13 protein-coding genes are annotated in these 26,729 nt (G+C 37.3%); all 13 read left to right on the top strand.

Annotated elements, in window-relative coordinates; translation table 11 throughout:
• Positions 1 to 420: 420 nt before the first annotated feature.
• The 13 genes from RMZ41_RS06195 to RMZ41_RS06135 all read left to right on the top strand — a co-directional run bounded on the left by RMZ41_RS06195 (position 421) and on the right by RMZ41_RS06135 (position 26,729).
• Complete coding sequence (locus RMZ41_RS06195) at positions 421 to 5,916, top strand: non-ribosomal peptide synthetase (protein ID WP_322643299.1); 5,496 nt, start codon at positions 421 to 423, stop codon at positions 5,914 to 5,916.
• Positions 5,917 to 5,947: 31 nt separating this feature from the next.
• A complete protein-coding gene (locus RMZ41_RS06190; protein WP_322643298.1) occupies positions 5,948 to 7,351 on the top strand; it encodes an acyltransferase domain-containing protein in 1,404 nt (467 codons plus the stop codon).
• Between the two features lie 52 nt (positions 7,352 to 7,403).
• Positions 7,404 to 8,309, top strand: a complete 906-nt coding sequence (locus RMZ41_RS06185) for a 3-hydroxyacyl-CoA dehydrogenase family protein (protein WP_322643297.1) — start codon at positions 7,404 to 7,406, stop codon at positions 8,307 to 8,309.
• A 16-nt stretch (positions 8,310 to 8,325) separates the two neighbouring features.
• A complete protein-coding gene (locus tag RMZ41_RS06180; protein WP_322643296.1) occupies positions 8,326 to 8,577 on the top strand; it encodes an acyl carrier protein in 252 nt (83 codons plus the stop codon).
• Between the two features lie 61 nt (positions 8,578 to 8,638).
• Positions 8,639 to 9,517, top strand: a complete 879-nt coding sequence (locus RMZ41_RS06175) for a cupin-like domain-containing protein (protein WP_322643295.1) — start codon at positions 8,639 to 8,641, stop codon at positions 9,515 to 9,517.
• 162 nt (positions 9,518 to 9,679) lie between these two features.
• Positions 9,680 to 10,864, top strand: coding sequence for an acyl-CoA dehydrogenase family protein (locus RMZ41_RS06170; protein WP_322643294.1), 1,185 nt, complete (start codon positions 9,680 to 9,682; stop codon positions 10,862 to 10,864).
• A 3-nt stretch (positions 10,865 to 10,867) separates the two neighbouring features.
• Complete coding sequence (locus RMZ41_RS06165; protein ID WP_322643293.1) at positions 10,868 to 11,938, top strand: HAD-IIIC family phosphatase; 1,071 nt, start codon at positions 10,868 to 10,870, stop codon at positions 11,936 to 11,938.
• Positions 11,939 to 12,081: 143 nt separating this feature from the next.
• Entirely contained in the window at positions 12,082 to 16,611 is a 4,530-nt protein-coding gene (locus RMZ41_RS06160) for a polyketide synthase (protein ID WP_322643292.1), read from the top strand.
• Between the two features lie 11 nt (positions 16,612 to 16,622).
• Complete coding sequence (locus tag RMZ41_RS06155) at positions 16,623 to 18,038, top strand: condensation domain-containing protein (RefSeq protein WP_322643291.1); 1,416 nt, start codon at positions 16,623 to 16,625, stop codon at positions 18,036 to 18,038.
• Positions 18,039 to 18,243: 205 nt separating this feature from the next.
• Complete coding sequence (locus tag RMZ41_RS06150) at positions 18,244 to 19,134, top strand: cupin-like domain-containing protein (RefSeq protein ID WP_322643290.1); 891 nt, start codon at positions 18,244 to 18,246, stop codon at positions 19,132 to 19,134.
• A 62-nt stretch (positions 19,135 to 19,196) separates the two neighbouring features.
• On the top strand, positions 19,197 to 20,447 hold the full coding sequence (gene ectB, locus RMZ41_RS06145) for a diaminobutyrate--2-oxoglutarate transaminase (protein WP_322643289.1): 1,251 nt from the start codon (positions 19,197 to 19,199) through the stop codon (positions 20,445 to 20,447).
• A 58-nt stretch (positions 20,448 to 20,505) separates the two neighbouring features.
• Positions 20,506 to 23,253 (top strand): amino acid adenylation domain-containing protein, encoded by a 2,748-nt coding sequence (locus tag RMZ41_RS06140; RefSeq protein WP_322643288.1) that lies wholly within the window; start codon positions 20,506 to 20,508, stop codon positions 23,251 to 23,253.
• Entirely contained in the window at positions 23,250 to 26,729 is a 3,480-nt protein-coding gene (locus RMZ41_RS06135; protein ID WP_322643287.1) for an amino acid adenylation domain-containing protein, read from the top strand. The genes RMZ41_RS06140 and RMZ41_RS06135 overlap by 4 nt, the downstream gene beginning before the upstream one ends.

The raw sequence follows: 26,729 nt of genomic DNA, 5'->3' as shown, positions 1-26,729 counted from the left end.
ACACATAATTAAGAGATTGAACTAGTAGCTAAAACCAACTGTTAACAACTATTAAAAGAGCCAAAATAGCTTTTTTTGCTACTAAATTGCGCTAAATAAGACGGAAGAGATGATTAACGTAGACTTAAGTATAACTTATGAATTTACATAAAATACAAGACTTTGCTGATGTTTTAATTTTGTCGCCTATCTAAAGAAGGAAAAATAAACCATAAACAAATCTTATTTATAAAGTCTATTTGATACTAAATGTCTATACTTATTCTATTGCTAAAGCAACTTATTCTCGATAGTGTAATCAAGGGTAAATAAAAGTTAGTCGCAATAACGTAGATATTTATCCAACTAAAATCACTACTTTTATCCGATCGCAATGAGAAAAAAGATCGGAAGTTTATCAGGGTTGCATCTGAGCTATTTATGAATAAATTTTCTCATAGCTTCCTAGAGACTTCTGGCAACTGTTCTACAGTTGTTGAACTCTTGAACCTGAGAAGCTATACCCAACCAAATCGAGATGCTTTTACCTGGTTGCTAGATGGAGAAGCAGAACAAGGAACGTTAACCTATCAAGAATTAGATAGATTAGCGCGTAGAATAGCTGCTCAATTACAAGAATTGGGTTTGACTGGAGAACGAGCCTTATTGCTTTATCCCGCAGGACTAGATTTTTTAGTTGCTTTTTTTGGTTGCTTGTATGCGGGAGTTGTAGCTGTAACTGCCTATCCTCCTCGAAATGAGCGCAATACACCCAGGATAAGGGCTATTGCCACAGATGCACAAGCAGCGATCGCTCTGACGACAACAGAAATCCTATCTACAGTACGGTCTTTAATGACAGAAAAGACTGGACTAGAATCTTTACAGTGGTTGACTACCGATAATCTTGCTGTTGGGATAGAAGATTCTTGGAAAAAACCTTCTATTGATGGGGATACTTTAGCTTTCTTGCAATACACCTCTGGCTCTACAGGGACACCCAAGGGTGTAATGATCAGTCATCGCAACCTACTACACAATGCTGATACAACTTACCAATTCATGGAGCATTCAGCAGAAAGTAAGTTTGTGACGTGGTTGCCCATGTACCACGATATGGGTCTGATTGGTGGGATATTGCAACCTTTGTATGGAGGTTTTCCTTGCATCTTAATGCCTCCGACCTCTTTTCTTCAACGTCCTTATCGTTGGTTGCAAGCTATCTCTAAATATAAAGGTACAACCAGTGGTGGGCCAAACTTTGCTTATGAATTATGCACTCAAAAAATTACTCCTGAACAAAAACGAACTCTTGACTTGAGTAGTTGGAGTGTAGCCTTTAACGGTGCGGAACCGATTCGTCATGATACTTTAGAGCGATTTGCCGAAGCTTTTGCAGAGTGTGGTTTCCGTAAAGAGGCATTTTACCCTTGTTATGGGATGGCTGAAACAACTCTGATGGTTTCAGGTGTTGAGAAAGCAAAATCGCCAATTATCAAAACAGTCCAGAAATCTGCATTAGAATTGAATCGAGTTGTTGAACTGGGGACTGGGGATTGGGGACTAGGGACTGGGGATTCAGGCCCCAACCAAATATTAAAACCCAGTGAAGTGGAGGCTTTAAAAGAATTTCTTTCCCAGTACCCAGTACCCAGTACCCAGTCCCAGAATACTGAGGATGCATACCATTTTGTCAGTTGTGGTCGCATCATCCCAGAACAAGAGGTAGTAATTGCCAATCCTGAAACATTGAGTAGTTGTCAGCCTAATGAAATTGGCGAAATCTGGGTATCTGGGCCGAGTGTAGGACAAGGTTATTGGAATCGTTCTCAAGAAACAGCAGAAACCTTCCGCGCTTATTTAGCTGACACAGGTGTAGGCCCTTTTCTGCGGACGGGAGATTTAGGCTTTTTCAGTAATGGTGAACTTTTTATTACAGGTAGAGCCAAAGATTTAATTATCATTCGCGGTCGCAATCTTTACCCACAAGATATAGAATCAACCACAGAACGCAGTCATCCATCCTTACGTTCTGGTGCTGGTGCTGCATTTGTAGTAGAAGTTAACCAAGAAGGAAAGCTCGTAATTGTACAAGAATTAGAGTTTCGTGCCAAGCCAAATTTAGCAGAAGTTGTTAGTGCAATTCGCCAAGCAGTTACTGAGGAGTATGAGGTACAAGTTTATGCAGTGATTTTAATTAAACCAGGTAGTATCCCTAAAACTTCCAGTGGGAAGATTCAACGAAGTGCAACTCGCACTCAGTTTCAGAATGGTGAACTGAATGTAGTTTTCAGCAATATTCTCAAAATTAGTGATATTGCCAGAAACGAAACTCGACTACAACGTTCTGAACTTTTGACGCTTTCCCCAAAAGAGTGTCAGCCGCTTTTAGAAGCATATCTGATTGAACTCCTGGCGGGAGTACTTTCCATTGCACCAGATGATATCAATATTGAAAAACCATTAAGTACTCTGGGACTTGATTCGTTAAAAGTATTTGAGTTGAAAAATCGGATTGAGGTTGATTTAGAAGTAGAAGTGTCTGTTTTAGACTTCTTTGAAGGGATGAGTTTGCTTAAGCTTGTCACTAAGATTTTCGCTCAATTGACAACAGATGCACTACCATCAATATCCCTCACCCAACAAGATAAAAACACATCCATTCAGCCTCTATCTTTTGCCCAGCAGGGATTGTGGTTCATCAATCAGCTAAATCCTGATACTCCTACATATAACATTCCTATAGTTATTACCTTCAAAGGTTGCATTAACTTAGCAGCCTTACAAGATAGTCTGAACGAAATTATTAGACGACACGAAGTATTACGGACAAGCTTTGTAGTGGTTGATGGCGAACCTGTTCAAGTTATCAATCAAGCTGTACCCTTAACTTTAGTAGTTGAGGATTTGGGTTCTCTTTCTGATAGCGATCGCACTCAAGAAGCACAACGTTTGGCCATAGAATTAGCACAACAGCCTTTTGACTTATCGGCTCAATCGCTTTTACGGGCTAAAATTTTAAAAATAAATGAAAAGAATTATCAATTATTGGTAACACTACATCATATAATTGCAGATGGTTGGTCTATCAGCATTCTGATTAAAGAACTAGCTGCCCTATATGAAGCATTCTCCACAGGTAAATCCCCACTAGCTGAATTACCCATCCAGTATAGAGATTTTGTTAATTGGCAACGAAAATGGCTTGATAGCGAGAGCGCTACGCGCACGCTACGCGAACGCATTCAACCAAAACTTACCTATTGGAAACAAAAGCTAAGTGGTGAATTGACCGTATTAAATTTACCATTTGACCGTCCGCGCCGAAGCTTTGCTTCTTCTCGTCAGACATCACCAGTTCAAACTTTCAAAGGCGCTCAAGCGAAATTAGTTCTTCATCAATTGACAAAAGAACTAAAGGATTTCAGTCGTCAGCAGGGAGTAACTCTGTTTATGACCTTGCTTACAGCCTTTAAAACCTTGCTGTATCGTTACACAGGTCAGACTGATATTTTAGTCGGTTCGCCAATTGCTAATCGAAACAGAGCAGAAACCGAATCATTAATCGGATTTTTTGTCAATGTTTTAGTGCTGCGTACAGACCTTTCTGGCGACCTGAGTTTTCTGGAGTTGCTAGCGCGGGTGAAGTCAACGGCTTTAGAGGCTTACGTTCATCAAGACTTACCTTTTGAGAAATTAGTAGAAGAACTACAGCCAAATAGAGACTTGAGTTACAATCCCCTATTTCAGGTGATGTTCGTTCTCCAGAATGTGCCAATATCAAATCCCACACTGTCAGATGTCTCTATTACTTGTGAGGAGGGTTACAACGGGACATCTAAGTTTGATTTGACATTGTACATGGAACATTGCGAGCAAGGGTTAGTTGCAACTTGCGAGTACAACACGGAATTATTTAATGCAGATACTATTACCCGGATGCTGGGACACTTCCAGACTTTACTGGAAAGTGTAGTTAGCGATCCTCAACAACCTATAGCAAACTTGCAACTACTAACCCCATCTGAAGTACAACAATTATTGGTTGAGTGGAATGATACCAAAACAGACTATCCTCAAGATAAGTGCGTTCATCAACTGTTTGAAGCACAGGTAGAGAAAACGCCAAATGCGATCGCTATTATCTTTGAAAATCGGCAATTAACCTATCGAGAGTTAAACAACCGAGCCAATCAGCTAGCACATTACTTGCAACAGCTAGGTGTGAAGCCAGATGTTCTGGTTGGTATCTGTGTAGAGCGTTCTATTGAAATGGTAGTAGGATTACTAGCCATTATGAAGGCAGGAGGTGCTTATATGCCTCTAGATCCAGCCTATCCTCAAGAACGCTTGGCTTTTACCTTGGCAGATTCTCAGGTGTCGGTATTGTTAGCGCATAGGCATTTAGTTAATGACTTGCCATCACATTCGGCGCAAGTAGTATGTATCGACACCGACAGTATAGCATTTGCTGATTACAGCCCAGAAAATGTAGTTAGTAATGCGATCGCAGAAGATTTAGCTTATGTGATTTATACATCTGGTTCTACCGGAAAACCCAAAGGAGTACAAATTCCCCATCGCGCAGTGGTTAACTTCTTAAGTACCATGCGTCAAACTCCAGGACTAGCAAAGGAAGATATTCTTCTATCTGTCACCACCTTATCTTTTGACATTGCCGCCCTAGAATTGTATCTGCCACTAGTTGTTGGCGCTCGTTTAGTATTAGTTAATCGAGAGGTAATCACCGATAGTACCCAGTTGTTAAAACAGTTAGTCTCCAATGGTGTAACAGTTATGCAAGCCACACCTGCAACTTGGAGAATGCTAGTAACATCTGGGTGGGAGAAGCCGAATACCATGAAAATTCTTTGTGGTGGCGAAGCCCTTGACTCTTCACTAGCCCATCAGTTGCTAGAACGAGGTCAAGAAGTATGGAACTTATATGGCCCCACAGAAACCACTATTTGGTCAGCAGTACAAAAGGTATCTCAAGAACAACAGCAAGGTGTTAGTTCTATTGGTCGTCCCATCGCCAACACCCAATTTTATATCTTAGATTCACATCAGCAATTAGTTCCTATAGGAGTTCCAGGTGAATTACATATTGGTGGTGAGGGGCTGGCGCGAGGTTATTGGAATAGACCTGAATTAACTAGAGAAAAGTTTATTCCTAGTCCATTTGAATCAGGAAAACGCCTTTATAAAACTGGAGATTTAGCACGTTACCGAAGAGATGGCAAAATTGAATTTTTGGGCAGAATTGATCATCAAGTAAAAATTCGTGGTTTCCGTATTGAACTAGGAGAAATTGAAGCTTTATTAAAGAAACATCCACAGGTAAGAGAAACTGTAGTATTAGCTAGGGAAGATATACCAAATGACTATCGCCTAGTTGCATATCTTGTTACTCATGAAAATGCAACACCTTCAATAAATGAACTACGGGAATTTCTCAAAGAAAAACTGCCCGAATATATGCTTCCTTCTGCCTTTGTCCTATTAGATGCTTTACCTTTGACACCCAACGGCAAAATAGACCGTCGTGCATTAAAACCACCTGAAAAACTGCGTCCAGAATTAACAGCATCTTTTCAGCCACCTCAGTCTGAAATAGAACAGCAGATTGCAAAGTTTTGGCAAGAAGTACTGCATTTAGATCAAGTAGGTATTCATGATAATTTCTTTGACCTTGGTGGACATTCACTATTAACGCTGAAAGTAAATAATAAACTGCGGACGATTTTGCAGCGAGATATATCAGTAGTCACCATGTTTCAGAACCCAACTATTTACTCATTAGCGCAATATTTAAGTCAAACAACAGAAGATAAATCTGTATTTGAACCAATGCGCGATCGCATTCAAAAACAAAGAGAAGCGAATAATATCAAAAAACAATTACTGATGAGGAAATCACGAAATAATTCTCACTAAGATGAAGTGAAAAGTTTGGAGTTTTTCAAAAATGCTTAATAGCCCTTCTCGTCCTTGGCAGTTATTGTTACTTTCTGCTCATACTGACTCAGCACTAAAAACCGCTACTGTAAACCTTGCAGATTATTTGAGACAGAATTGTGACTTAAATCTTGCCGATGTTGCTTATACATTGCAATGCGAACAACAATCTTTTAAACATCGGCGGATGGTTGTTTGTCGGGATATAGAAGATGCTCTCATTGCCCTTGAAGATCCCAAACGGCTACTTACCAACATTCAAGAAACCAAAAAACGTCCTGTAGCTTTTATGTTTCCTGGACTTGGTACTAATTACGTCAATATGGCTGGGGAACTTTACCAAGTTGAACCCCTATTTCAAAAGCAAATTGATTACTGTTGTGAATTTCTTAAACCTCTTCTTGGTCAAGATTTGCGAGATGTAATTTATCCACACAGAACCCAACAATACCAACAATCTCCTCAAGAGAATTCTCCCGGTTTAGATTTGCGAAAAATGTTAGGTCGCAGTCAGACACCAGCCGATGCAAAAATATTAGCTGCAACATCCTTACTCAATCAAACTTATCTCGCTCAACCAGCTATTTTTGTCATTGAATATGCCTTAGCAAAGCTATTAATATCCTGGGGAATTCGTCCGGCGGCAATGATTGGCTATAGCATTGGTGAATATGTAGCAGCGACTTTAGCAGAGGTTTTATCTTTAGACGAAGGTTTAACCCTGATTGCTGCCAGAGCGCAAATGATTCAAAAGTTGCCAAGAGGAGCGATGCTTGCAGTTCCACTTTCGCAAGCAGAGATATTTCCTCTACTCAATGACAAACTCTCGCTCTCTGCCGTCAATGGCCCATCTATGGGAGTAATCGCAGGTGAAACCACAGCTATAGAAGTTTTAGAAAAACAGTTGACTCAAAAAGGTTTAGCTTGTCGCCGTCTGGAAACTTCTCATGCTTTCCACTCTCATCTGATGGAGGGTGCTACCTCTGACTTACGTGATTTGGTAACAACATTTAACCTCCAATCACCAAAAATTCCCTACATAAGTAACGTTACAGGAACTTGGATAACAGGAGCAGAAGCTACAAATCCCGACTATTGGGTTAAGCATTTGTGTCAACCCGTCTTGTTTGCTCCAGGTATACAAGAGTTGTGGAAAAAAGAGTATCCAATTCTGTTGGAAGTCGGCCCTGGACAAACTCTAGGTAGCTTTGCACTGCAATGTATAGAAAATAATCCCGCAGTCAGCCAAATTATCTTACCCTCTTTGAGATATTCCTACGATCGCAAACCAGACTTAGCATTCTTACTTAAAACATTGGGTAGGCTTTGGCTAGCAGGAGTGCAAATAGATTGGGCGGGATTTTATGCACAGGAACATCGTCATCTTATTCCTTTACCTGCGTATCTCTTTTAATACAAAAACTATCTGAAATACAAAAATATTTAAGTGGAGATTAGTTGAAGTTATGAATATTCAAACAGTAGGTGTTATTGGTGCAGGTGTGATGGGAATAGGGGTTGCACAAAACCTTGCTCAAACTGGTCATCAAGTTATTCTGGTAGATATTTTTGAAAATATTCTGGAGAAAGCTAAACATGAAATCAGGAATAATATCCGCTTTCAGAGTTTTTTCAAAAAAAGTGATAAAAGCGTAGGCGTTGGCGTAGCCTCTCGTAGAGAAGCCAGCCAAAGGCATCGTCAAGAGTCTCCCGATAGTATCATTGAGAAAATAGAGTTTTCAACAAACTATAAGTTTTTAGAGAATGCAGATTTTGTTATAGAAAATACCACTGAAAAATGGGATATTAAAAGAGAAGTATATCCGCTCCTCGATTCTATTTGTCCGGCTGATTGTGTATTCGCTGCTAACACATCAGCAATTCCCATTACTCGAATAGCTTCAGTTACCAAGCGTGCCGATAAAGTGGTTGGGATTCACTTTATGAATCCTGTACCCATGAAACCGATGGTAGAAATGATTCGGGGATATCATACCTCTAAGACAACAATTGAGACAGCAAAGCAAATGCTGACTCAGATGGGTAAAGAATGCATCGTTGTTAATGATTCACCAGGTTTTGTTTCTAACCGAGTATTGATGTTAACTATTAACGAGGCTATTTTTCTATTACAAGATCAAGTTGCGACAGCAGAAGATATAGACAAAATATTTAAAAGCTGTTTTGGCCATAAAATGGGGCCTTTAGAAACAGCAGATTTGATTGGTCTAGATACCATCTTATTTTCTATCGAAGTATTGCATGAAAACTTTAACGATAGCAAATACAGACCATGCCCTTTACTTAAAAAAATGGTAGATGCCGGATTGCATGGTAGGAAAAATGGCCAAGGATTTTACGTATATCGATAAATAGGAAATATCAATCATGAACGAAATTCAAGCTAAGATCAAAACTTTTCTTGCCAAATTTTTTGGCAATCATGACTTACAGCAAGATGAAGACATTTTTGCTCTAGGTTTTGTAAATTCTATGTTTGCTATGCAACTTGTTTTGTTTGTAGAACAAGAGTTTCAGGTTGCTATTGAAAATGAAGATTTGGAATTTGAAAACTTCCGCACAATCAACTCTATCGCCAATTTAATCGAGCGTAAAACAGCCTTCGTAATTAATAAATAAAATAAGATACATAAAACATCTCTAAATCCTCAGTTTTTGAAAGTAAATCTTTGGAGTTTTTATGCAAGTTCAAGCTACTAAATCAATATTAAGAATTCACAATCCTAGCACAACAAAATTTTTAGAAATGTGGAAGCAGTATCAACCTTTTTTAATTGAAGGTGTTGTTGATAAGTGGGATGCTTGTAAAAAGTGGTCTAATGATTATCTAAAGAAGCAATGTGGAGATAATCTCGTTCATGTACAGTTTTATAAAAAGGATTTTTTGAATGATTATAAGCAATTTGCTTATGAAGTTGGTTATGCTCCATTAAAAGAAATGAAATACAAGGAGTATATAGAAAATAATAACGATGATTTAGGATGTTACTTATATGAAGCAGATTTTGAGAAGTATTTCCCTGAAATTACAGAAGATGTAACTTATCCAGAATACTTCAGCAGTAAACCATATATTTACTTGTGGCATGGTTTTTCAAGTAAAAGCTTTACTTCACCTAGCACACTTCATTTTGATCGAATACATAATCTTTTTGTTCAAGTTCGAGGTAGGAAAAGATTTCTTTTATTTCCTCCTTCAAATTACTTGTCGTTCTATCCGCCTCTTGAGGATAGTTCTGGTATAGGACATAATAGTAAAGTAAATCCCGATCTTTTGAATTTGGAATTATTTCCCAAGTTTCCTTGGCAAGAAAGAATAGAAGTTGTACTTCAACCGGGAGAAATGCTCTATTTACCACCTTTTTGGTGGCATCATGTTACAGCAATAGATGAAAATATATCATTATCATTTTGGTACGACGTTAAAATTCAAGATTTTTTTCAACAAAAGAAAATGTTATCAGTTTTTTTTAACATCGCACCTCATTATCTCTCTCATGCTATGTCTTCTGGAGATATAATGCATACTATGAATTTCTTTAAAGGTATTATTAAATAGTATTAATATTTTATATACTATATTTTGAAGGTAACTTAATTTCTGACTTTGTTTTTAATAGAAATTCTAATAATCAACAAAGAAAATTTCAAAATAGTTTAGAAAATTTTGTTTTAAACGCCTGAAAATTGATATTTTTTATTGCTGTAATGATTTCAGAACATGAAACTAGAACTATCTGTTCAACAAAAAAACGCTCAAGCTGAATTTAGATATTTTGTTAATCAAGAAATATTTGCTAATGCTGGCGAATGGGATAGAAAAGAATTTACGCCGCCAGAAATAATTCAGAAAATAGCTCAACGTGGTTTTCTTGGTGCCATCTTACCCCAAAAATATGGTGGTATAGGAATGGACATGATTAGCTATGGCATTCTTAACGAAGAAATTGGCCGGGGATGTTCTTCTATTAGGAGTTTGCTGACAGTTCATAGCATGGTTTCTCATGCTTTGTGTAAATGGGGTAATAAATCTCAAAAACAGTATTGGCTTCCCAAACTTGCATCTGGAGAAATCATCGCGGCTTTTGCATTAAGCGAACCCAATGTAGGTAGCGATGCCAAAAGTGTAGAAACAACAGCAACACTTACAGGTGATAGTTATATATTAAATGGACAAAAAAAATGGATTACCTATGGACAAATAGCAGATATCTTTTTAGTCTTTGCCAAATGTGAGGGTAAACCTACTGCTTTTTTAGTTGAAAAAAGTACTCCAGGGTTTTCGATAAAAGCAATGTCTGGCATTTTAGGTGTTAGGGCTTCAATGTCAGCAGAATTGCACTTTAATAACTGTCAAATTGCTCAAGAAAATTTAGTCGGTAAATTAGGTTTTGGGTTTTCTTACATTGCCTCCACTGCCCTTGATTATGGTAGATATAGCGTGGCATCGGGTTCTGTAGGTATTGCTCAAGCTTGTTTAGAAGCTTGTATAAAATATACAAATGAACGCAAACAGTTTGGTGTTTACCTTAAAGAACATCAATTAGTTCGTCAAAAAATTACCCAGATGATAACTCAAGTAAAAGCAGCAAGACTGTTATGTTATCAAGCTGGTTATCTGAAAGATATTAACGATCCAAATTCGATTACAGAAACTTCTATTGCTAAGTACTTTGCATCAACAGTAGCTACCAAAATAGCTAATGATGCCGTGCAACTTCATGGTGGTAATGGTTGTAGTAGTGAGTACCCAGTTGAAAGGTATCTACGAGACTCTAAAATTATGGAAATTATTGAAGGTAGTACTCAAATTCAAGAAATTACTATTGCTGAGTCAGGTTATCAAGATTATCTTTTTGCAAGTGTTACTAGTGGTTTCGGTAATAAATTAGCTGAGAGAGTTTAAGATATGATTAGTATTCAAGAACAAGACTTAAATATTAAGCAAAAAGACAAAAAATCCATTAAATGTGTAGTATGGGATTTAGATAATACCTTATGGCATGGAGTTTTGCTGGAAGATCAGGAAGTATCTTTGCGAGAAAATATAATAAATCTTATTCACACGTTAGATAATCGTGGTATACTGCAATCTATAGCTAGTAAGAATGATTACGCTACAACAATAACTAAATTAGAAGAATTTGGTTTAACAAAGTATTTTTTATATCCTCAGATTAATTGGAGTTCGAAAGCTTCTTCTTTACAAGAAATTGCTAAGTCCCTGAATATTGGAATGGATGCGATCGCATTTATCGACGATCAACTATTTGAGCTAGAAGAAGTTAAATTTACCTGCCCAGAAATCCTGTGTATAAATGCAGATGAAATAGGCGATATTCTAGATATGCCAATCATGAATCCCCGTTTTATTACGGAAGATTCACGGATTAGAAGATTAATGTATATTAGTGATATTGAGCGGCAAAATGCTGAGAAAGAATTCATTGGCACAACAGATGAATTCTTGGCTACTCTCAATATGAATTTTACTATCTCTTCTGCTCAGGAAGAAGATTTACAGCGTGCAGAAGAGTTAACACTACGAACTAACCAATTAAACACAACTGGTTATACTTACTCCTATGACGAACTCAATAGTTTTCGTCAATCAGAAAACCATAAGTTGCTAATTGCAAGTTTGGAAGATAAGTATGGAAGCTATGGAAAAATAGGTTTAATTCTGATTGAATGCCAGCCTCAGTCATGGACGATAAAGCTTTTACTGATGTCTTGTCGCGTTATGTCGAGAGGGGTAGGGACAATTATGTTGAATCATGTTATGAGTCTGGCTCAAAAGAATGATGTTCGTCTTTTGGCTGAGTTTGTACCAAACGATCGCAATAGAATGATGTACATATCTTATAAGTTTGCAGGCTTTAAGGAAGTTGAGAAAAATGGCAATTCAGTTATTTTTGAAAATGATCTAACTCGAATTCAGGCTGTTCCTGCTTATGTAAAATTTCAAGTAATAGATTAGTAAGATAAAACCAAAACACTTGTAGAGACGGCGATTTATCGCGTCTCTTAGACGAACCGCAGAGGCGCAGAGAACGCAGAGGAAGAGAGAAGAGAATTAGTATTTGATTTTTAGCCCAGGGAAAACAATAAAGGTTTGATGATATGAATAAACAAGATAATACTGAAAAAAATTATGAATTAATGGAAGGAGTAGCTATTATCGGGATGGCGGGGCGTTTCCCTGGAGCCACCGGCGTAGAATCTTTTTGGCAAAATTTACAAGATGGCGTGGAGTCATTATCCTTATTTACAGATGAAGAGTTAATCAATGCTGGTGTACCTCCGACGGTTATTAATAATAGTAATTATGTGAAACTTGGCGGTGTTTTAGAAAATATCGATCTATTTGACGCTGCCTTCTTTGACTTGAATCCAAAGGAAGCGGAAGTAACAGATCCTCAACATCGTCTGTTTTTGGAATGCGCTTGGTCAGCTTTGGAAAATGCTGGTTACGACTCAACTAAGTGTGAAAGCAGAGTTGGTGTTTATGCTGGTGCTAGCTTAAATAATTATTTATCCTTTAATTTGAAGAGTGAGCAATTAGGGTCAGCGCAATCATACCAAAAGTTGATTGGCAATGATAAAGGGTTTCTCTCTACTCGTGTTTCTTATAAATTAAATCTAACTGGGCCAAGTATTACTGTTCAAACAGCTTGTTCTACATCATTAGTTGCTATTACCCTCGCGTACCAAAGTTTGCAAAATTATCAATGCGACATGGCTTTAGCGGGAGGAGTTTCTATCCGATTGCCCCAAAAAACTGGTTATTTGTATGAACCAGGAGGGCCACTATCTCCTGATGGTCATTGTCATGCTTTTGATGCTACAGCGCAGGGAACAACTGTTGGTAATGGTGTAGGGATAGTTGTTCTTAAAAGAGTCAGAGATGCGATCGCAGATGGTGATTGCATATATGCTGTGATTAAAGGTGCGGCAATTAACAACGATGGTTCGATGAAAGTTGGCTACACAGCCCCTAGTGTAGATGGACAAGCAGAAGCGATCGCAGAAGCGGTAATGTTAGCAGAGGTAGAACCGGAGACAATCAGCTATATTGAAGCTCATGGTAGCGGTACAGCGCTGGGAGATCCGATTGAAATTGCTGCACTGACTAAAGTTTTTCGTGCCAGTACCGAGAAAAAGAATTTCTGCGCCATTGGTTCAGTCAAAACGAATATTGGACATTTAGATGCCGCCGCCGGAGTCGCAGGATTAATCAAAACTGCTTTGGCTCTCAAGCATGAGTTAATTCCGCCAAGCTTAAACTTTGAACAGCCTAATCCTGATATTGATTTTGCCAATAGTCCTTTTTACGTCAACACCAAGCTAACGGTATGGAAAACAGGCTCGACTCCCCGCCGTGCCGGTGTTAGTTCTTTAGGGATGGGTGGAACTAATACCCACGTAGTTCTAGAAGAGGCCCCAACGCTTCCAGGTTCTAGCCCTTCTCGTCCTTGGCAATTGTTAGTCATCTCTGCAAAAACTGAATCTGCGTTAGAAACTGCCAGGCAGAATCTCAGCCAACATCTGATGCTACATCCCGATTTGAATCTTGCAGATGTAGCTTATACCTTGCAAGTGGGACGTAGAGACTTTAATTATCGGCAAATATTAGTTTGTACCGATACCCAAGATGCAATTAAGGGATTGAATCAGCCAGCCTCAGAACGAGTTGTAACTCAATTTCAAGACTCAGGAACTCGTTCCGTTACTTTCCTGTTTCCCGGAGTTGGTGCGCTGTATGCAGACATGGGCAAAGAACTCTACCAAACTGAGCCGATGTTCCGCAAGCAGGTAGAACAGTGCTTTCTGATATTAAAACCATATCTAGAGTTAGATTTGCGTTCCGTAATTTATCCCAACGAATCTGAGCAGAAAACCGCAGTAGAGAAACTTCAACAAACTCGCTTTGCTCAAAGTACCCTCTTTGTTATTGAGTATGCTTTAGCTAAGTTGTGGATGTCCTGGGGGATTTCTCCTCAAGCAATGATTGGGCACGGTATTGGTGAATATGTCGTTGCGACTTTAGCAGGTGTTTTTTCTCTTGAAGATGCCCTTGCATTAGTGGCTAATGAGTCTTCCACGGAGTTATTAAAAAAAGTCAGACTCAATCCTCCAACAATTCCATTTATATCCAATGTTAGTGGCACTTGGATTACTCAAACTGAAGCAATAGATCCTAACTATTGGGCACAAATACAGCAACCAAGAAATTTAAATGCAGAAATTCCAGAGTTACTCCAAGACAATCAACAAATTCTCCTAGAAATTGGTTATGGAAAGACTTGGAACTCTGAAGAATTAACTGTGCTGACATCAATACCTCAACCTTACGAGCAGTATTCAGATGTAGCATTTTTACTAAACACCTTGGGTCGTCTATGGATGTTGGGAATTAAGATAGATTGGTCAAGTTTTTACGGCAACGAACGCCGTCATCGTCTTCCCTTACCAACCTATCCCTTTGAACGTCAAAGTTACTGGATTGACTCAATACCATTAGATAAAAGTTTACCGATTCATCCCGTTGAAAACCAGCGTTACTCTATTGAACTAGATTCCATATCTACTTCTGAAAAAACATCACAGCAATCATTAGATAAAAAGCCAAATATTGCTGACTGGTTTTATATTCCAGTTTGGAAACAATCTATTAACATTGAATTTTTTCAAGAAAAAGAAACACCTACAGAAAAGTTGCGCTGCTTAGTTTTTGTAGATGATTATGGAATAGGAACTAAATTTATCCAACGACTTGAACAACAGCATCAAGAAGCGATCTCTGTGCAAGTGGGTGAACGGTTTTGTAAGCTCAATGAACGGATGTATATCATCAATCCGCAACAACCAGATGATTACGATACATTACTTCAAGAACTGCAAAAGCAGGATTTTAAGCCAAATGCAATCGCTCATTTTTGGAGTGTTACACCAAATGATTCTTTGCTCAACAATAAGATTGCAGATTATCAGGATCTCGGCTTCTATAGCTTGCTATTTTTAGCACAAGCAATAGGAAAACAAGATATTTGGGATTCCCTCAAGCTGATGGTTGTAACTAGTAATGTACATGATGTCATCGGTGATGAAAATTTATGCCCAGAGAAAGCTACGGTATTAGGGCCATGCAAAGTAATTTCCAAGGAATATCAGAATATTAATTGTAGTAGTGTCGATTTAGTAATCCATTCTGCTCAAACTCCTGTATCCCAAAAAATTATAGATAATTTGGTAGCAGAATTAACACTACAACAGACTAATGAAATGGTTGCCTACCGTGGATCTCATCGTTGGATTCAAAGCTTTGAAGCAGTACCATTAGATGAGTGCATTTCTGGAAACACTAAGTTAAAACCAGGCGGAGTTTACCTAATTACTGGGGGACTTGGGGGCATTGGTTTTGTATTAGCAGAACATCTTGCAAAGACACTAAAAGCTAAGTTAATCCTCATCGGGCGGGGTGGACTACCTGAACGCGGTGAATGGGAAAAATGGCTACAAACTCATGATAGCCAAGATTCTATCAGTCGGAAGATCCAAAAAGTGCGATCGCTTGAGGAATTAGGGGCAGAGTTGGAAGTTAAAACTGCTGATGTAACTAATTCTGAACAAATGCAATTAGTAGTTACTCAATCATTAGAAAAATTCGGTGAAATTAATGGTGTAATTCATGCGGCTGGCATTGCTGGTGGTGGCGTTACCCAACTCAAAACACGAGACATAGCCAACAATGTTTTAGCAGCAAAAGTCAAAGGTACATTCATATTAGAAGAGGTTTTCAAGAATATAAATCTAGATTTCTTTGTGCTTTGTTCATCGAAAACTTCTATTTTGGGTGAATTTGGACAGATAGATTATTGTGCCGCCAATGCCTTTCTAGATGCTTATGCTTACCGTCATAATTCCACCTCCAACCGATTAACAACATCAATCAGTTGGGATACATGGCAAGAAGTTGGGTTTGCGGTAGAAACTGTATTACCAGATAATCTTAAACAAGAACGTGCCGAAAGTATAAAAAAAGGCATATTACCTCAAGAAGGGATCGATGCTTTTAATCGCATTCTGGGAATTAGACTACCTCATATTGTTGTTTCAACCCAAGATTTACCAGCTTTAATTAAGCAAAATAATTCTCCCCAGTCTTTACAAGAGAAATTAAGGTTTTTGGATTCAAAATTATCTACAGTCAATCTTTCTAAAGCCAAACATCCCCGCCCGAATTTAGGTAATGATTACATTGCTCCCGACAATGAAATCGAGCAAATGCTAGCTGATATTTGGCAAGAAATTTTGGGAATTGACAAGATAGGTATCCACGACAACTTTTTTGAATTGGGAGGAAATTCTATCAACACAATTCAAATTGCTGCCAAAGCTAACCAAGCAGGTTTAAAATTAACATCTCAACAGTTTTTTCATTACCAGACAATTGCTGAATTAGCAATAGATTTGTGTATTACTGAAACTATCAAACCCGAACAGGATTTAGGAACAAAAGAGGTAGAGCTTACACCGATTCAGGATCAGCCTGTAGAATCAGAAAAATATACACCATCTGATTTCCCCAGAGCAAAATTGAACCAACAACAATTGGATAATTTACTTTTAAAAATTAACCAAAAGAGGTAAAAATCACCTAAATGGAAACAAAAAGTATTGAAGACATATACGAACTAACACCTGTACAAAAAGGTATGCTATTTCACTGTTTATTTGATAGTGAATTGTCCTTATACTTTTTCCAGCATGTCTTTACAGTGAGTGGCAATCTGAATATAAAGGCATTTGAAAAAGCTTGGCAACTTGTAATGGATCGCCATCCCATTTTACGTACCGGATTTTATTGGGAAGAAATTGAAAATCCGCTACAAATTGTGTATAATCAAGTAAAAGTGCCCTTAACTTTTTATGATTGGTCTAATATAAATTCAGTTGAACAAAAGGTACAACTTGACGCTTTTATTGTTAGCGATCGCCAAAAAAGTTTTGACTTTTCCCAACCATGTTTGATGCGTCATACTTTAATCCGTTCTACGGATAACAAGTATATATATATTTGGAGTTTTAACCACATCATTATTGATGGTTGGGGTGGTTCGCTAGTATTCCAAGAGTTTGTAGAAACTTATGGAATGCTTTGTCAAGATAAAGAAATTTCTTTAGCACCTACTCGTCCTTTTCGGGACTACATTGATTGGTTGCAGCAACAGGATATATCGAAAGCCGAACTTTTTTGGCGGCAAGCATTACAGGGTATCAAAGCACCAACTCCTTTGACTTATATCGAAAAAATAGATGAAATTGACCAATCATCTAATCAGGAAGTAAGGTATAGTGAAGAAATAATTCAGTTATCATCAACCAACACACAGGCCCTACAGCTTTTTGCTAAACAAAACCGTCTTACCCTTGCTACTATAATTAATGGTATTTGGGCAATTCTTCTTAGTCGCTATACTTGTCGCAATAATATATTGTACGGCTGCACTGTTAGCGGACGACCAGCAAATTTGCATGGAGTGGAATCAATGGTTGGTATGTTTGTTAATACTTTGCCCATCCATGTAAATATAGATCCTGAACAGCTTTTCTTGTCATGGTTACAACGTTTTCAGCTTCAATTAGTTGAAGTACGGGATTATGAATATACTCCATTAACAGAAGTTCATCAGTGGAGTGAAATTCCTAAGAAATTAACTTTATTTGAAAGTATTGTGGTACTTGAAAATTTCCCAGTCAGTGAATTCATCCGAGATTGGCAGGGAAATATAGAATTTCAACACACAGAATTGTATTACCGAAATAACTATCCTTTGAATTTAGTTGTCTATCCAAACAAAGAGTTATTAATCGCTATTTCCTATGATTCTAGAAGATTTGATACTGTAACAATTACTGGCATCCTCAAAGATATTGAAATGCTGCTGCAAGGGTTGATAACTAACCCTCACTTTAAAATTAAAAACTTACCTTTGTTGACACCAGAGCAACAGCAAATAGCTTCATTTTTAGAACAAAAAGCATCATTTGATTGGGCTTTTGTTTTATCAAATTAAATTATTATTCCAGCACATTGAAATAAATTCAAGAAATAAAGCAATAAATTTCAGATAATACCAAAACACTTGTAGAGACGGCGATTTATCGCGTCTCAATAACCCAAAGTTTTTGCCAGTAGCCCTTAACTAAACCGTATTAAGATAATATTCTTTTTTGCATCGCCACAAATTAAATAATTGTAACCAAGAAAAGATAGGAAGTATGATCATCTCAAATGAAAATAAAATAGAGCGAAGATATAAGCTAACAAGTCAGGAATTTAAGTCAAATTATGTTAACTGTGGAAAACCAGTTGTCATATCAGGAGCAATCAAAAATTGGGAGAGCTTTGATAAATGGTCTTTAGAATACTTCCAAAACTTATCTCCTGATTTAAAAATATATGCAAAAAAATTCAGTAGCAAGAAGGGAATTGAATTATGCAGTTTGACAATGGAAAAATATGTAGAATTAATTAAACAATATGAAGAAAGCAATCAAAAAACTAATTTACCACCCTATTGTCATGACTTACCACTATTTAGCTTAATACCTTCATTAATAGAAGATGTTCAACCATTCCTTTTAGATTATTTACCAAAATGGTATTGGTACAAATGGTGGCGTTACTGTCAATTTTTTATTGGTGCTTCTAATAGCCTTACTCCACTACATTTTGATTGTCTCCTGACTAATAATATCTTTTTTCAACTTGTTGGACGGAAAGAATTTACCATATTACTAGCTGAAGATAGTAAATATTGTTATCGCAAAGGCTGGCGGTGGTTTTTGGTGAATCCAGAAAATCCAGAATTTAATAAATATCCTGACTATAAAAATGCCAATCCGATTAAATTTATTGTAAATCCTGGCGATATTTTATATATGCCACCTGGAACGCTACACCATGTTAGAAGTTTAGACATGTCAATTTCTTTTAATATCGATTGGCATACTAAAAAGAGTTCGTTGAAGGCTATAGCAGCTATCACAAAAGGTATGCCAGTTCAAAACTTATACTATAACTTTTTACTAACTATGGGTTTAGTATTCAAAGTACCTCCTCAGATTATTTTTAAATTCTATAAATCTTATCTAAATTATGTTTCTTAAAAAGGCTATGCCAAAGATATGAAGCGTACATGCTCAATTTGTAATTCCAATAAAAGAATCTCATGAATATATTTGAGAAGTGTGAATCCAACGTCAGAAGCTATTGTCGTAATTTTCCTGATATATTTCATAGAGCTAAAGGTTCTATCATTTATTCTGACTCAGGTAAAGAGTATATTGATTTTTTTGCCGGAGCAGGGGCTTTAAATTATGGGCATAATCATGACTATATAAAACAAAAAGTCATGTCATATTTAGATGCCGATGGAATCGCACATGGCTTGGATATGTATACTTCAGCTAAAGAGAAATTCTTAGCTAAGTTTGATGAGTTAGTACTAAGTTCTAAAAAATTAGATTATCGCATTCAATTTTGTGGGCCGACAGGAACAAATGCGGTTGAAGCAGCTTTAAAGTTAGCACGAAAAGTTAAGCAAAGATCGGGTATATTCTCCTTCATGGGGGCATATCATGGAATGACTTTAGGTAGCCTATCCATTAGTGGCAATACTGGAATTCGAGCAGGGGCAATTGGTACAGCAAGTAATGTAACTTTCATGCCTTATCCCTATGGATTTATGGAAAGTTTTGACACAATAGAATATATAGAAACAGTATTAAATGATGTAAATTCGGGAATTGAAAAACCAGCAGCAATCATCTTTGAAACAGTGCAAGCTGAAGGTGGAGTTGTTGTAGCTCCTATTGAATGGATGCAACGGCTTAGAAAGTTATGCAACGAGCATGATATCTTATTAATTTGTGATGATATTCAAGTTGGCTGTGGCCGAACAGGGTCTTTCTTTTCTTTTGAAAGAGCAGGTATAGTTCCTGATATAGTAGTACTCTCTAAATCTATTAGTGGTTATGGATTTCCTATGTCACTATTATTAATTAAGCCAGAGTGTGATATATGGGAACCGGGTGAGCATAATGGTACTTTTAGAGGTAATCAATTAGCATTTATTGGAGCGACTGCGGCTTTAGAGTACAGAGAAAGTAGTAATCTGGAACAGGAGGTCAAAAATAAAGAGCTTTTTTTGAAAAACTTTCTTACTCAAAAAATAGCATCAATTAGTGAGAACATAACAATCCGGGGAATCGGCATGATTTGGGGGATTGATGTAAAAAATTTTGGTGGTAATACTTTTGCTAGAAGCATAACATCGCGTTGTTTTGAACTAGGATTAATAGTTGAATTAGCAGGTAGAAATGATACTGTCATTAAAATACTGCCTCCGTTAGTAATTGATATGTCTACATTACAAAATGGTTGTTCAGTTCTTGAAAGAGCTTTTAATGAATGTGCATAAAAATATATTGAGGTACTAGTATTTATCATTCGATAATAAATTAAATTTAAGGAAAGGTATGAGCAGAGATTTAGAGCCAACTAACTTATTTAACCAAAAAATTTATTGGATAAACCAACTATCGGGAGAACTGCCAGAAACAAATCTCATGCTCGACTATGTAAGACCTTTAGTTTATGGTGGTAAAAATCAATCTTTTAGCTTTGAGTTAACAAAGGATTTATCTCAAGCAATTATTAAGCTATGTAAAGGTTCTTACTTATCAATCTATATAATACTTGTATCTACATTAAATATATTTTTGCAAAAATATACTGGTAATGATGATGTTATTATCGGAATACCTTTATTAGACAAAATTGCTAATAATGGCATAAATACTAAGGTTCTTCCCTTACGTAATCAGGTTACACCTGAAATTTCATTCAAAGATTTTCTTTTTCAAGTCCAAAGTTCTATAATAGGTGCTTACAGTCATCAAAACTATGATTTTGATGAATTAATTAATTTGTTAGAGATACTAAAAAATCCTAACCGTTCTGCAATTTTTGACATAGTAATTTTATTAGAAAATATTCATTATCAAACAGATTTATCTGATATCAATAATGACATAACAATTTCTTTTAAGGCTGATGATAAAGTTATTAGTGCTACCATTGAATATAGTGAAAAACTGTTTCAAGCCGAAAATATAAGATTGATGAGTAAATATTATATTAATGTGCTTGAAAATATTATTCATAATGTTAGTACTAAAATATCGGATATTGCTTTATTGCAAGATGATGATAAGCATCAACTTCTCAAAGAATACAACAATAAAGTTAAAACATATCCAGTTGATCAGACAATAAATGAGTTGTTCGAAAAACAAGTATCTCAAAATCAAAATAATATAGCTGTAATTCATCAAGAAACTAAATTTACTTATCAGGAACTTAACAATAAAGCTAATCAGCTAGCAGAGTTTTTACGAAAATTAGGAGTCCAAAAAGGAGAGTTTGTTGGAATTTTTAAAGACCGAGATATCAATTTTCTCATTGCTATCCTGGCGATATATAAGGCAGGTGGAGCGTATGTACCCATTGATAGTACTTACCCACCAAATCGAATTAAATATATGCTATCTAATAGCGAAGTTAGATTTATTGCCACAGATTACTCATTAATAAATTTATTACCTGGCTTAGTAGAGGATTGTCTAAAATTAGAATCAATTATTTGTTTAGATGATATTTTATCTGACCAGATAAAACCTATAAATAAAACAGGGTTAAAGGTATATAATAAGCTTGATTTTGATAATTTAACGATTGATAACATCCAACATATTAATGATGCTGTTGACCCAGCTTATATGCTTTATACTTCAGGGTCTACAGGATTACCAAAGGGGGCAATTGTCAGACATGATGGTGCAGTAAATCATATCTATGCCCAATTTGATGAGTTAGATTTAAAGTCAGATTTTTGTTTTCTTCAAAGCGCTCCTGCTTCTACAGATATTTCTGTATGGCAATTTTTAGCCCCACTTTTAATTGGGGGAAAGACGGTAATAGTAGATATTGAAACCGTTGCCATTCCTGATAAGCTATTTCAAGTACTAAAATCAGAAAAAATTACAGTTGTTGAATTAGTACCAGCATTATTTGGGAGCTTACTTGAATATACTTCCCAGCTACCAATTAGCGAAAGAGAATTACCTGATTTGAAATGGATGATGGTTGTAGGAGAATCAGTATCGGTTAGTTGGGTAAATAAGTGGCTGAAGATATACCCCTCTATCAAAATTGTTAACGCCTATGGCCCGACTGAAGCTGCTGATGATATCACCCAGTTTATTGTTGACAAGCCTTTTGATGAAAATCAGCGAACAGTTCCAATAGGTAAGCCATTAGCAAACTTAAATCTCTACATTCTTGATAAGCAAATGCAACTATTACCTATTGGTGCTGCTGGAGAAATTTGTGTATCGGGAATTGGTGTAGGTGCTGGATACTGGAAAAATCAAGAAAAAACCAATTTAAGTTTTGTTCCTAATCCTTTTACAGATGCTAGTCAGAAATTACCAGGAAATCGCAGAGATTTAATCTATAAAACTGGAGATTTAGGGAGATGGCTTCCTGATGGAAATATAGAATTTCTCGGGCGCATTGACCATCAAGTAAAAATTCGTGGTTTTCGGATTGAACTTGGAGAAATTGAAACATTTATCGGTCAGCACCAGGCTGTTAGAGAAGCTGTGGTTGTAGTTAGAGAAGAAAATCCTAATGATAAATATTTAGTGGCTTATGTTGTTCCTAGTCAGGAGTGGGATCAAAATGAGCAAACCAGTAGCGAACTAGTCCAAGAATTACGCGATTTACTTAAACAAAAGCTACCAGCTTATATGATTCCTTCTGCTATTTTAGCGCTTGAAGCTTTGCCGATCAGCCCAAGTGGGAAAGTAGATCGTCGGGCATTACCTATACCAAATTTTCAGAATGAATTTGAAGTCAGTTTTGTTGCACCTCGTACTCCCACGGAGCAAATAGTTGCTGATATCTGGATGCAAATATTAAAGCGAGAGCATATAGGCATTCATGATAACTTCTTTGATTTAGGTGGACATTCTTTAATGGCGACTCAAGTTATTTCTCGATTACGAGAAGTATTTAAGATAGAGTTACCTTTACGGAGTTTATTTGAAGGATCTACTGTAGCTGAAATGGTAGAGCGAATCGAGAAAATGCTGACAGTTCAACAGCTACAGATAGTTTCTCTGGATGCGGTACACCAAGAGCGCGAGGAGATAGAAATATGAAAACTATTGAAGAGTTTTTATCTGAACTTTGTCGTCTCGATATCAAGCTGTGGGTTGAAGAAAACCGCCTGCGTTGTAGCGCTCCTAAAGATGTGCTGACATCAGCTATGAAAGCAGAGTTAGCTGAACGTAAAGAAGAAATTATTGCTTTTCTTGGTAAGAATAATGTAGGTATCAATTCTCAGAATCAACTGATTAATCCAGTACCACGTGAGGGTAATTTACCTCTATCCTTTGCTCAACAAAGACTCTGGTTTATTGACCAGTTGCAACCAAATAGTAACTTTTATAATTTACCTGCGGCACTTCATATTAAAGGCTCACTTAATATAGCGGTACTGGAAAATACTCTTAATGAAATTGTCCGACGACATGAAGTTTTAAGAACTACTTTTATTTCACAACAAGGGCAACCAATTCAAGTCATTCATCCCAGTTTGACTTTAAGTTTACCTATTATTAATTTGCAAGAATTACCGCAACTAGAGCAAGAAGCTGAAGTAAAAAGATTTATGCTTGAGGAAGCCTCACTATCTTTCAACTTAGCTCAAACACCATTGCTGCGATGTACTCTCTTGAAATTAGCTGAAGAAGAGTATGTAGTCATGTTTACCATGCATCATATAATCTCTGATGGGTGGTCAATGGGAGTACTTATTCAGGAAATAGCAGCACTTTATGAAACATTTTCTCTAAATCAACCTTCTCTGCTTCCAGAATTACCTATTCAATACGCAGATTTTGCTGTTTGGCAGCGCCAAGGGTTGCAGGGAAAAGTTCTGGACAATCTCCTCACGTACTGGAAAAAACAGCTTAGTGGTAATCTCCCTGTCTTGCAATTGCCTACAGATTATCCACGACAACCAATTCAGACTTTTCGAGGAAAAAGACAATTATTTTCTTTATCCACTGATTTAACTGAGGCGTTAAAGACACTCAGCCGTAATCAAGATACTACTCTTTTCATGACCTTGTTAGCAGGGTTTAAAACTTTATTACATCGCTACAGCAGTCAAGAAGATATTTTAGTTGGTTTTGCGATCGCAAATCGTAACTCCAAAGATATAGAATCACTAATCGGGTTTTTTGTCAATACCCTGGTGCTACGTACTGATTTTACTGGCAATCCCACTTTTAAAGAATTGTTGAGACGTGTACGTGAGACAACTTTAGAAGCATACAGCCACCAGGATATACCTTTTGATTTGTTAGTTGAAGAATTGCAGCCACAGCGAAATTTAAGCCATGCGCCTCTGTTTCAAGTAATGTTTGTTCTTCAAAATACCCCGATGTCTGCGTTAGAACTATCGGGTTTAACTTTGAATTTCCTAGAGAATCACGCAAACACGGCAATGTTTGATTTAACGCTTGATATGAAGGAGACGGAAGAGGGATTAGTTGGAGCTTTAGAATATAATACTGATTTATTTAATGACAGCACAATTACTCGGATGGTGGGGCATTTACAGACCTTGCTCACAAGTATTGTTGCTAATTCAGAGCTACGGGTTTCAGAATTATCGCTCCTAACAGAACCTGAAAAACATCAATTATTGCTGGAATGGAATAATACAGAGGTTGCATATCCTCAACAGCAATGTCTTCATGAGTTATTTGAACTGCAAGTAGAACAAACACCCGATGCAGTAGCAGTGGTATTTGAAGATGAACAGTTAACTTACCACGAACTCAACACCAAAGCTAACCAATTGGCCCATTACTTGCAAAAGTTAGGAGTAAAGCCAGAGGTATTGGTGGGGATTTGTGTAGAACGTTCCCTATCTACAATTATTGGAATATTAGCCATCCTCAAAGCGGGTGGTGCTTATGTACCACTTGACCCAGCGTATCCACCAGAACGTTTAGCTTTCATATTGCAGGATGCTCAGGTTTCAGTATTACTAACACAGCAGCATTTCATAGAGAATTTGCCACAATATCAAACTAATGTTGTTTGTTTAGATACTGACTGGGAAAGGATTACTCAGCAAAGCCCGCAAAATCCAATCAGTGGATGTACAAATGATAACTTGGCTTATATCATTTATACATCCGGCTCAACGGGTCAACCCAAAGGCGTGTTAGTCAATCACAGCAATGTAGTTCGTCTGTTTGCAGCAACGGAAGACTGGTATAAATTTAATCAAGATGATGTTTGGACACTGTTCCATTCCATAGCCTTTGATTTTTCCGTTTGGGAACTCTGGGGGGCGCTGCTGTATGGCGGCAAAATAGTTGTAGTACCTTACTGGCTAAGTCGTTCGCCGGAAGACTTTTACAAATTGTTGTTAAAGCAGCAAGTGACGGTACTTAACCAAACGCCTTCCGCTTTTTCTCAACTCATACAGGTAGATGAATCTTTGGGAACTGCCGAAGGGCTAAATCTGCGATTGGTAATCTTTGGTGGAGAAGCGTTGCAACTGGAAAGCTTAAGACCTTGGTTTGAGCGTCACGGCGATGGCATTCCCCAGTTAGTCAATATGTACGGCATTACAGAAACAACCGTCCATGTTACATATCGTCCACTGACAAAGGCAGACTTAGAACTAGGATTAGGCAGCATTATTGGCCGTCCAATTCCCGATTTGCAAGTTTATTTATTAGATGAATATCGCCAACTAGTACCCATTGGAGTCAAGGGTGAGATGTACATTGGCGGTGCTGGTGTGACACGGGGTTATTTAAATCGACCAGAATTGACAACTGAAAGATTTATTTCCCATCCTTTGAGCAGTAAACCAAACGCCCGCCTTTATAAATCCGGTGACTTGGCGCGTTATCTCCCCAATGGAGACATTGAGTACCTGGGACGGATTGACGATCAGGTGAAAATTCGCGGCTTCCGCATTGAATTAGGAGAAATTGAAGCACTTATTAGTCAACACCCAGCAGTACGCGAAACTGTAATTGTGCTGGCCGAATCTCAACGAATAATTGCTTATGTAGTCCCACAAACCGGGCAAACACTTGAAATTCCTGAATTGCGAAGCTTTCTAGAGTCAAAGCTACCAAGCTACATGATGCCAGCAGCTTTTGTAGTGCTAGAGACATTTCCACTTACACCTAATGGGAAAGTCGATCGCAAAGCTTTACCCGAACCTGATACAGTACGTCCAGAATTGGAGGCGGCTTATCAACCACCCCAAACTGAGGTAGAAAAAACTATTGCTGAAATTTGGCAAAAAGTACTTCAACTTGAAGATGTCGGCATTCATGATAACTTTTTTGAACTTGGTGGTCATTCATTACTTTTAGTTCAAGTTCATAATCAGTTACGGGAAATATTTCAAAGAGATTTATCTGTACTCGACCTATTTAGATATCCTACTATCAACTCTTTAGCAAATTATTTAAATCAAGTTAAACAACAACCATCTACTTCTGTGGCAGATATTGTCATTGAAAAAATTACAGATGGAAAAGCTCAACAAAGAAAGCGTTTACAAAAACTTAAATCTATAGGAAATATTATTTAA

Origin of the sequence: Nostoc sp. DedVER02, from assembly GCF_034530675.2 — a bacterium.
Taxonomy (GTDB): Bacteria; Cyanobacteriota; Cyanobacteriia; order Cyanobacteriales; family Nostocaceae; genus Nostoc.
This window is presented reverse-complemented; position numbering and strand designations above follow the sequence as displayed.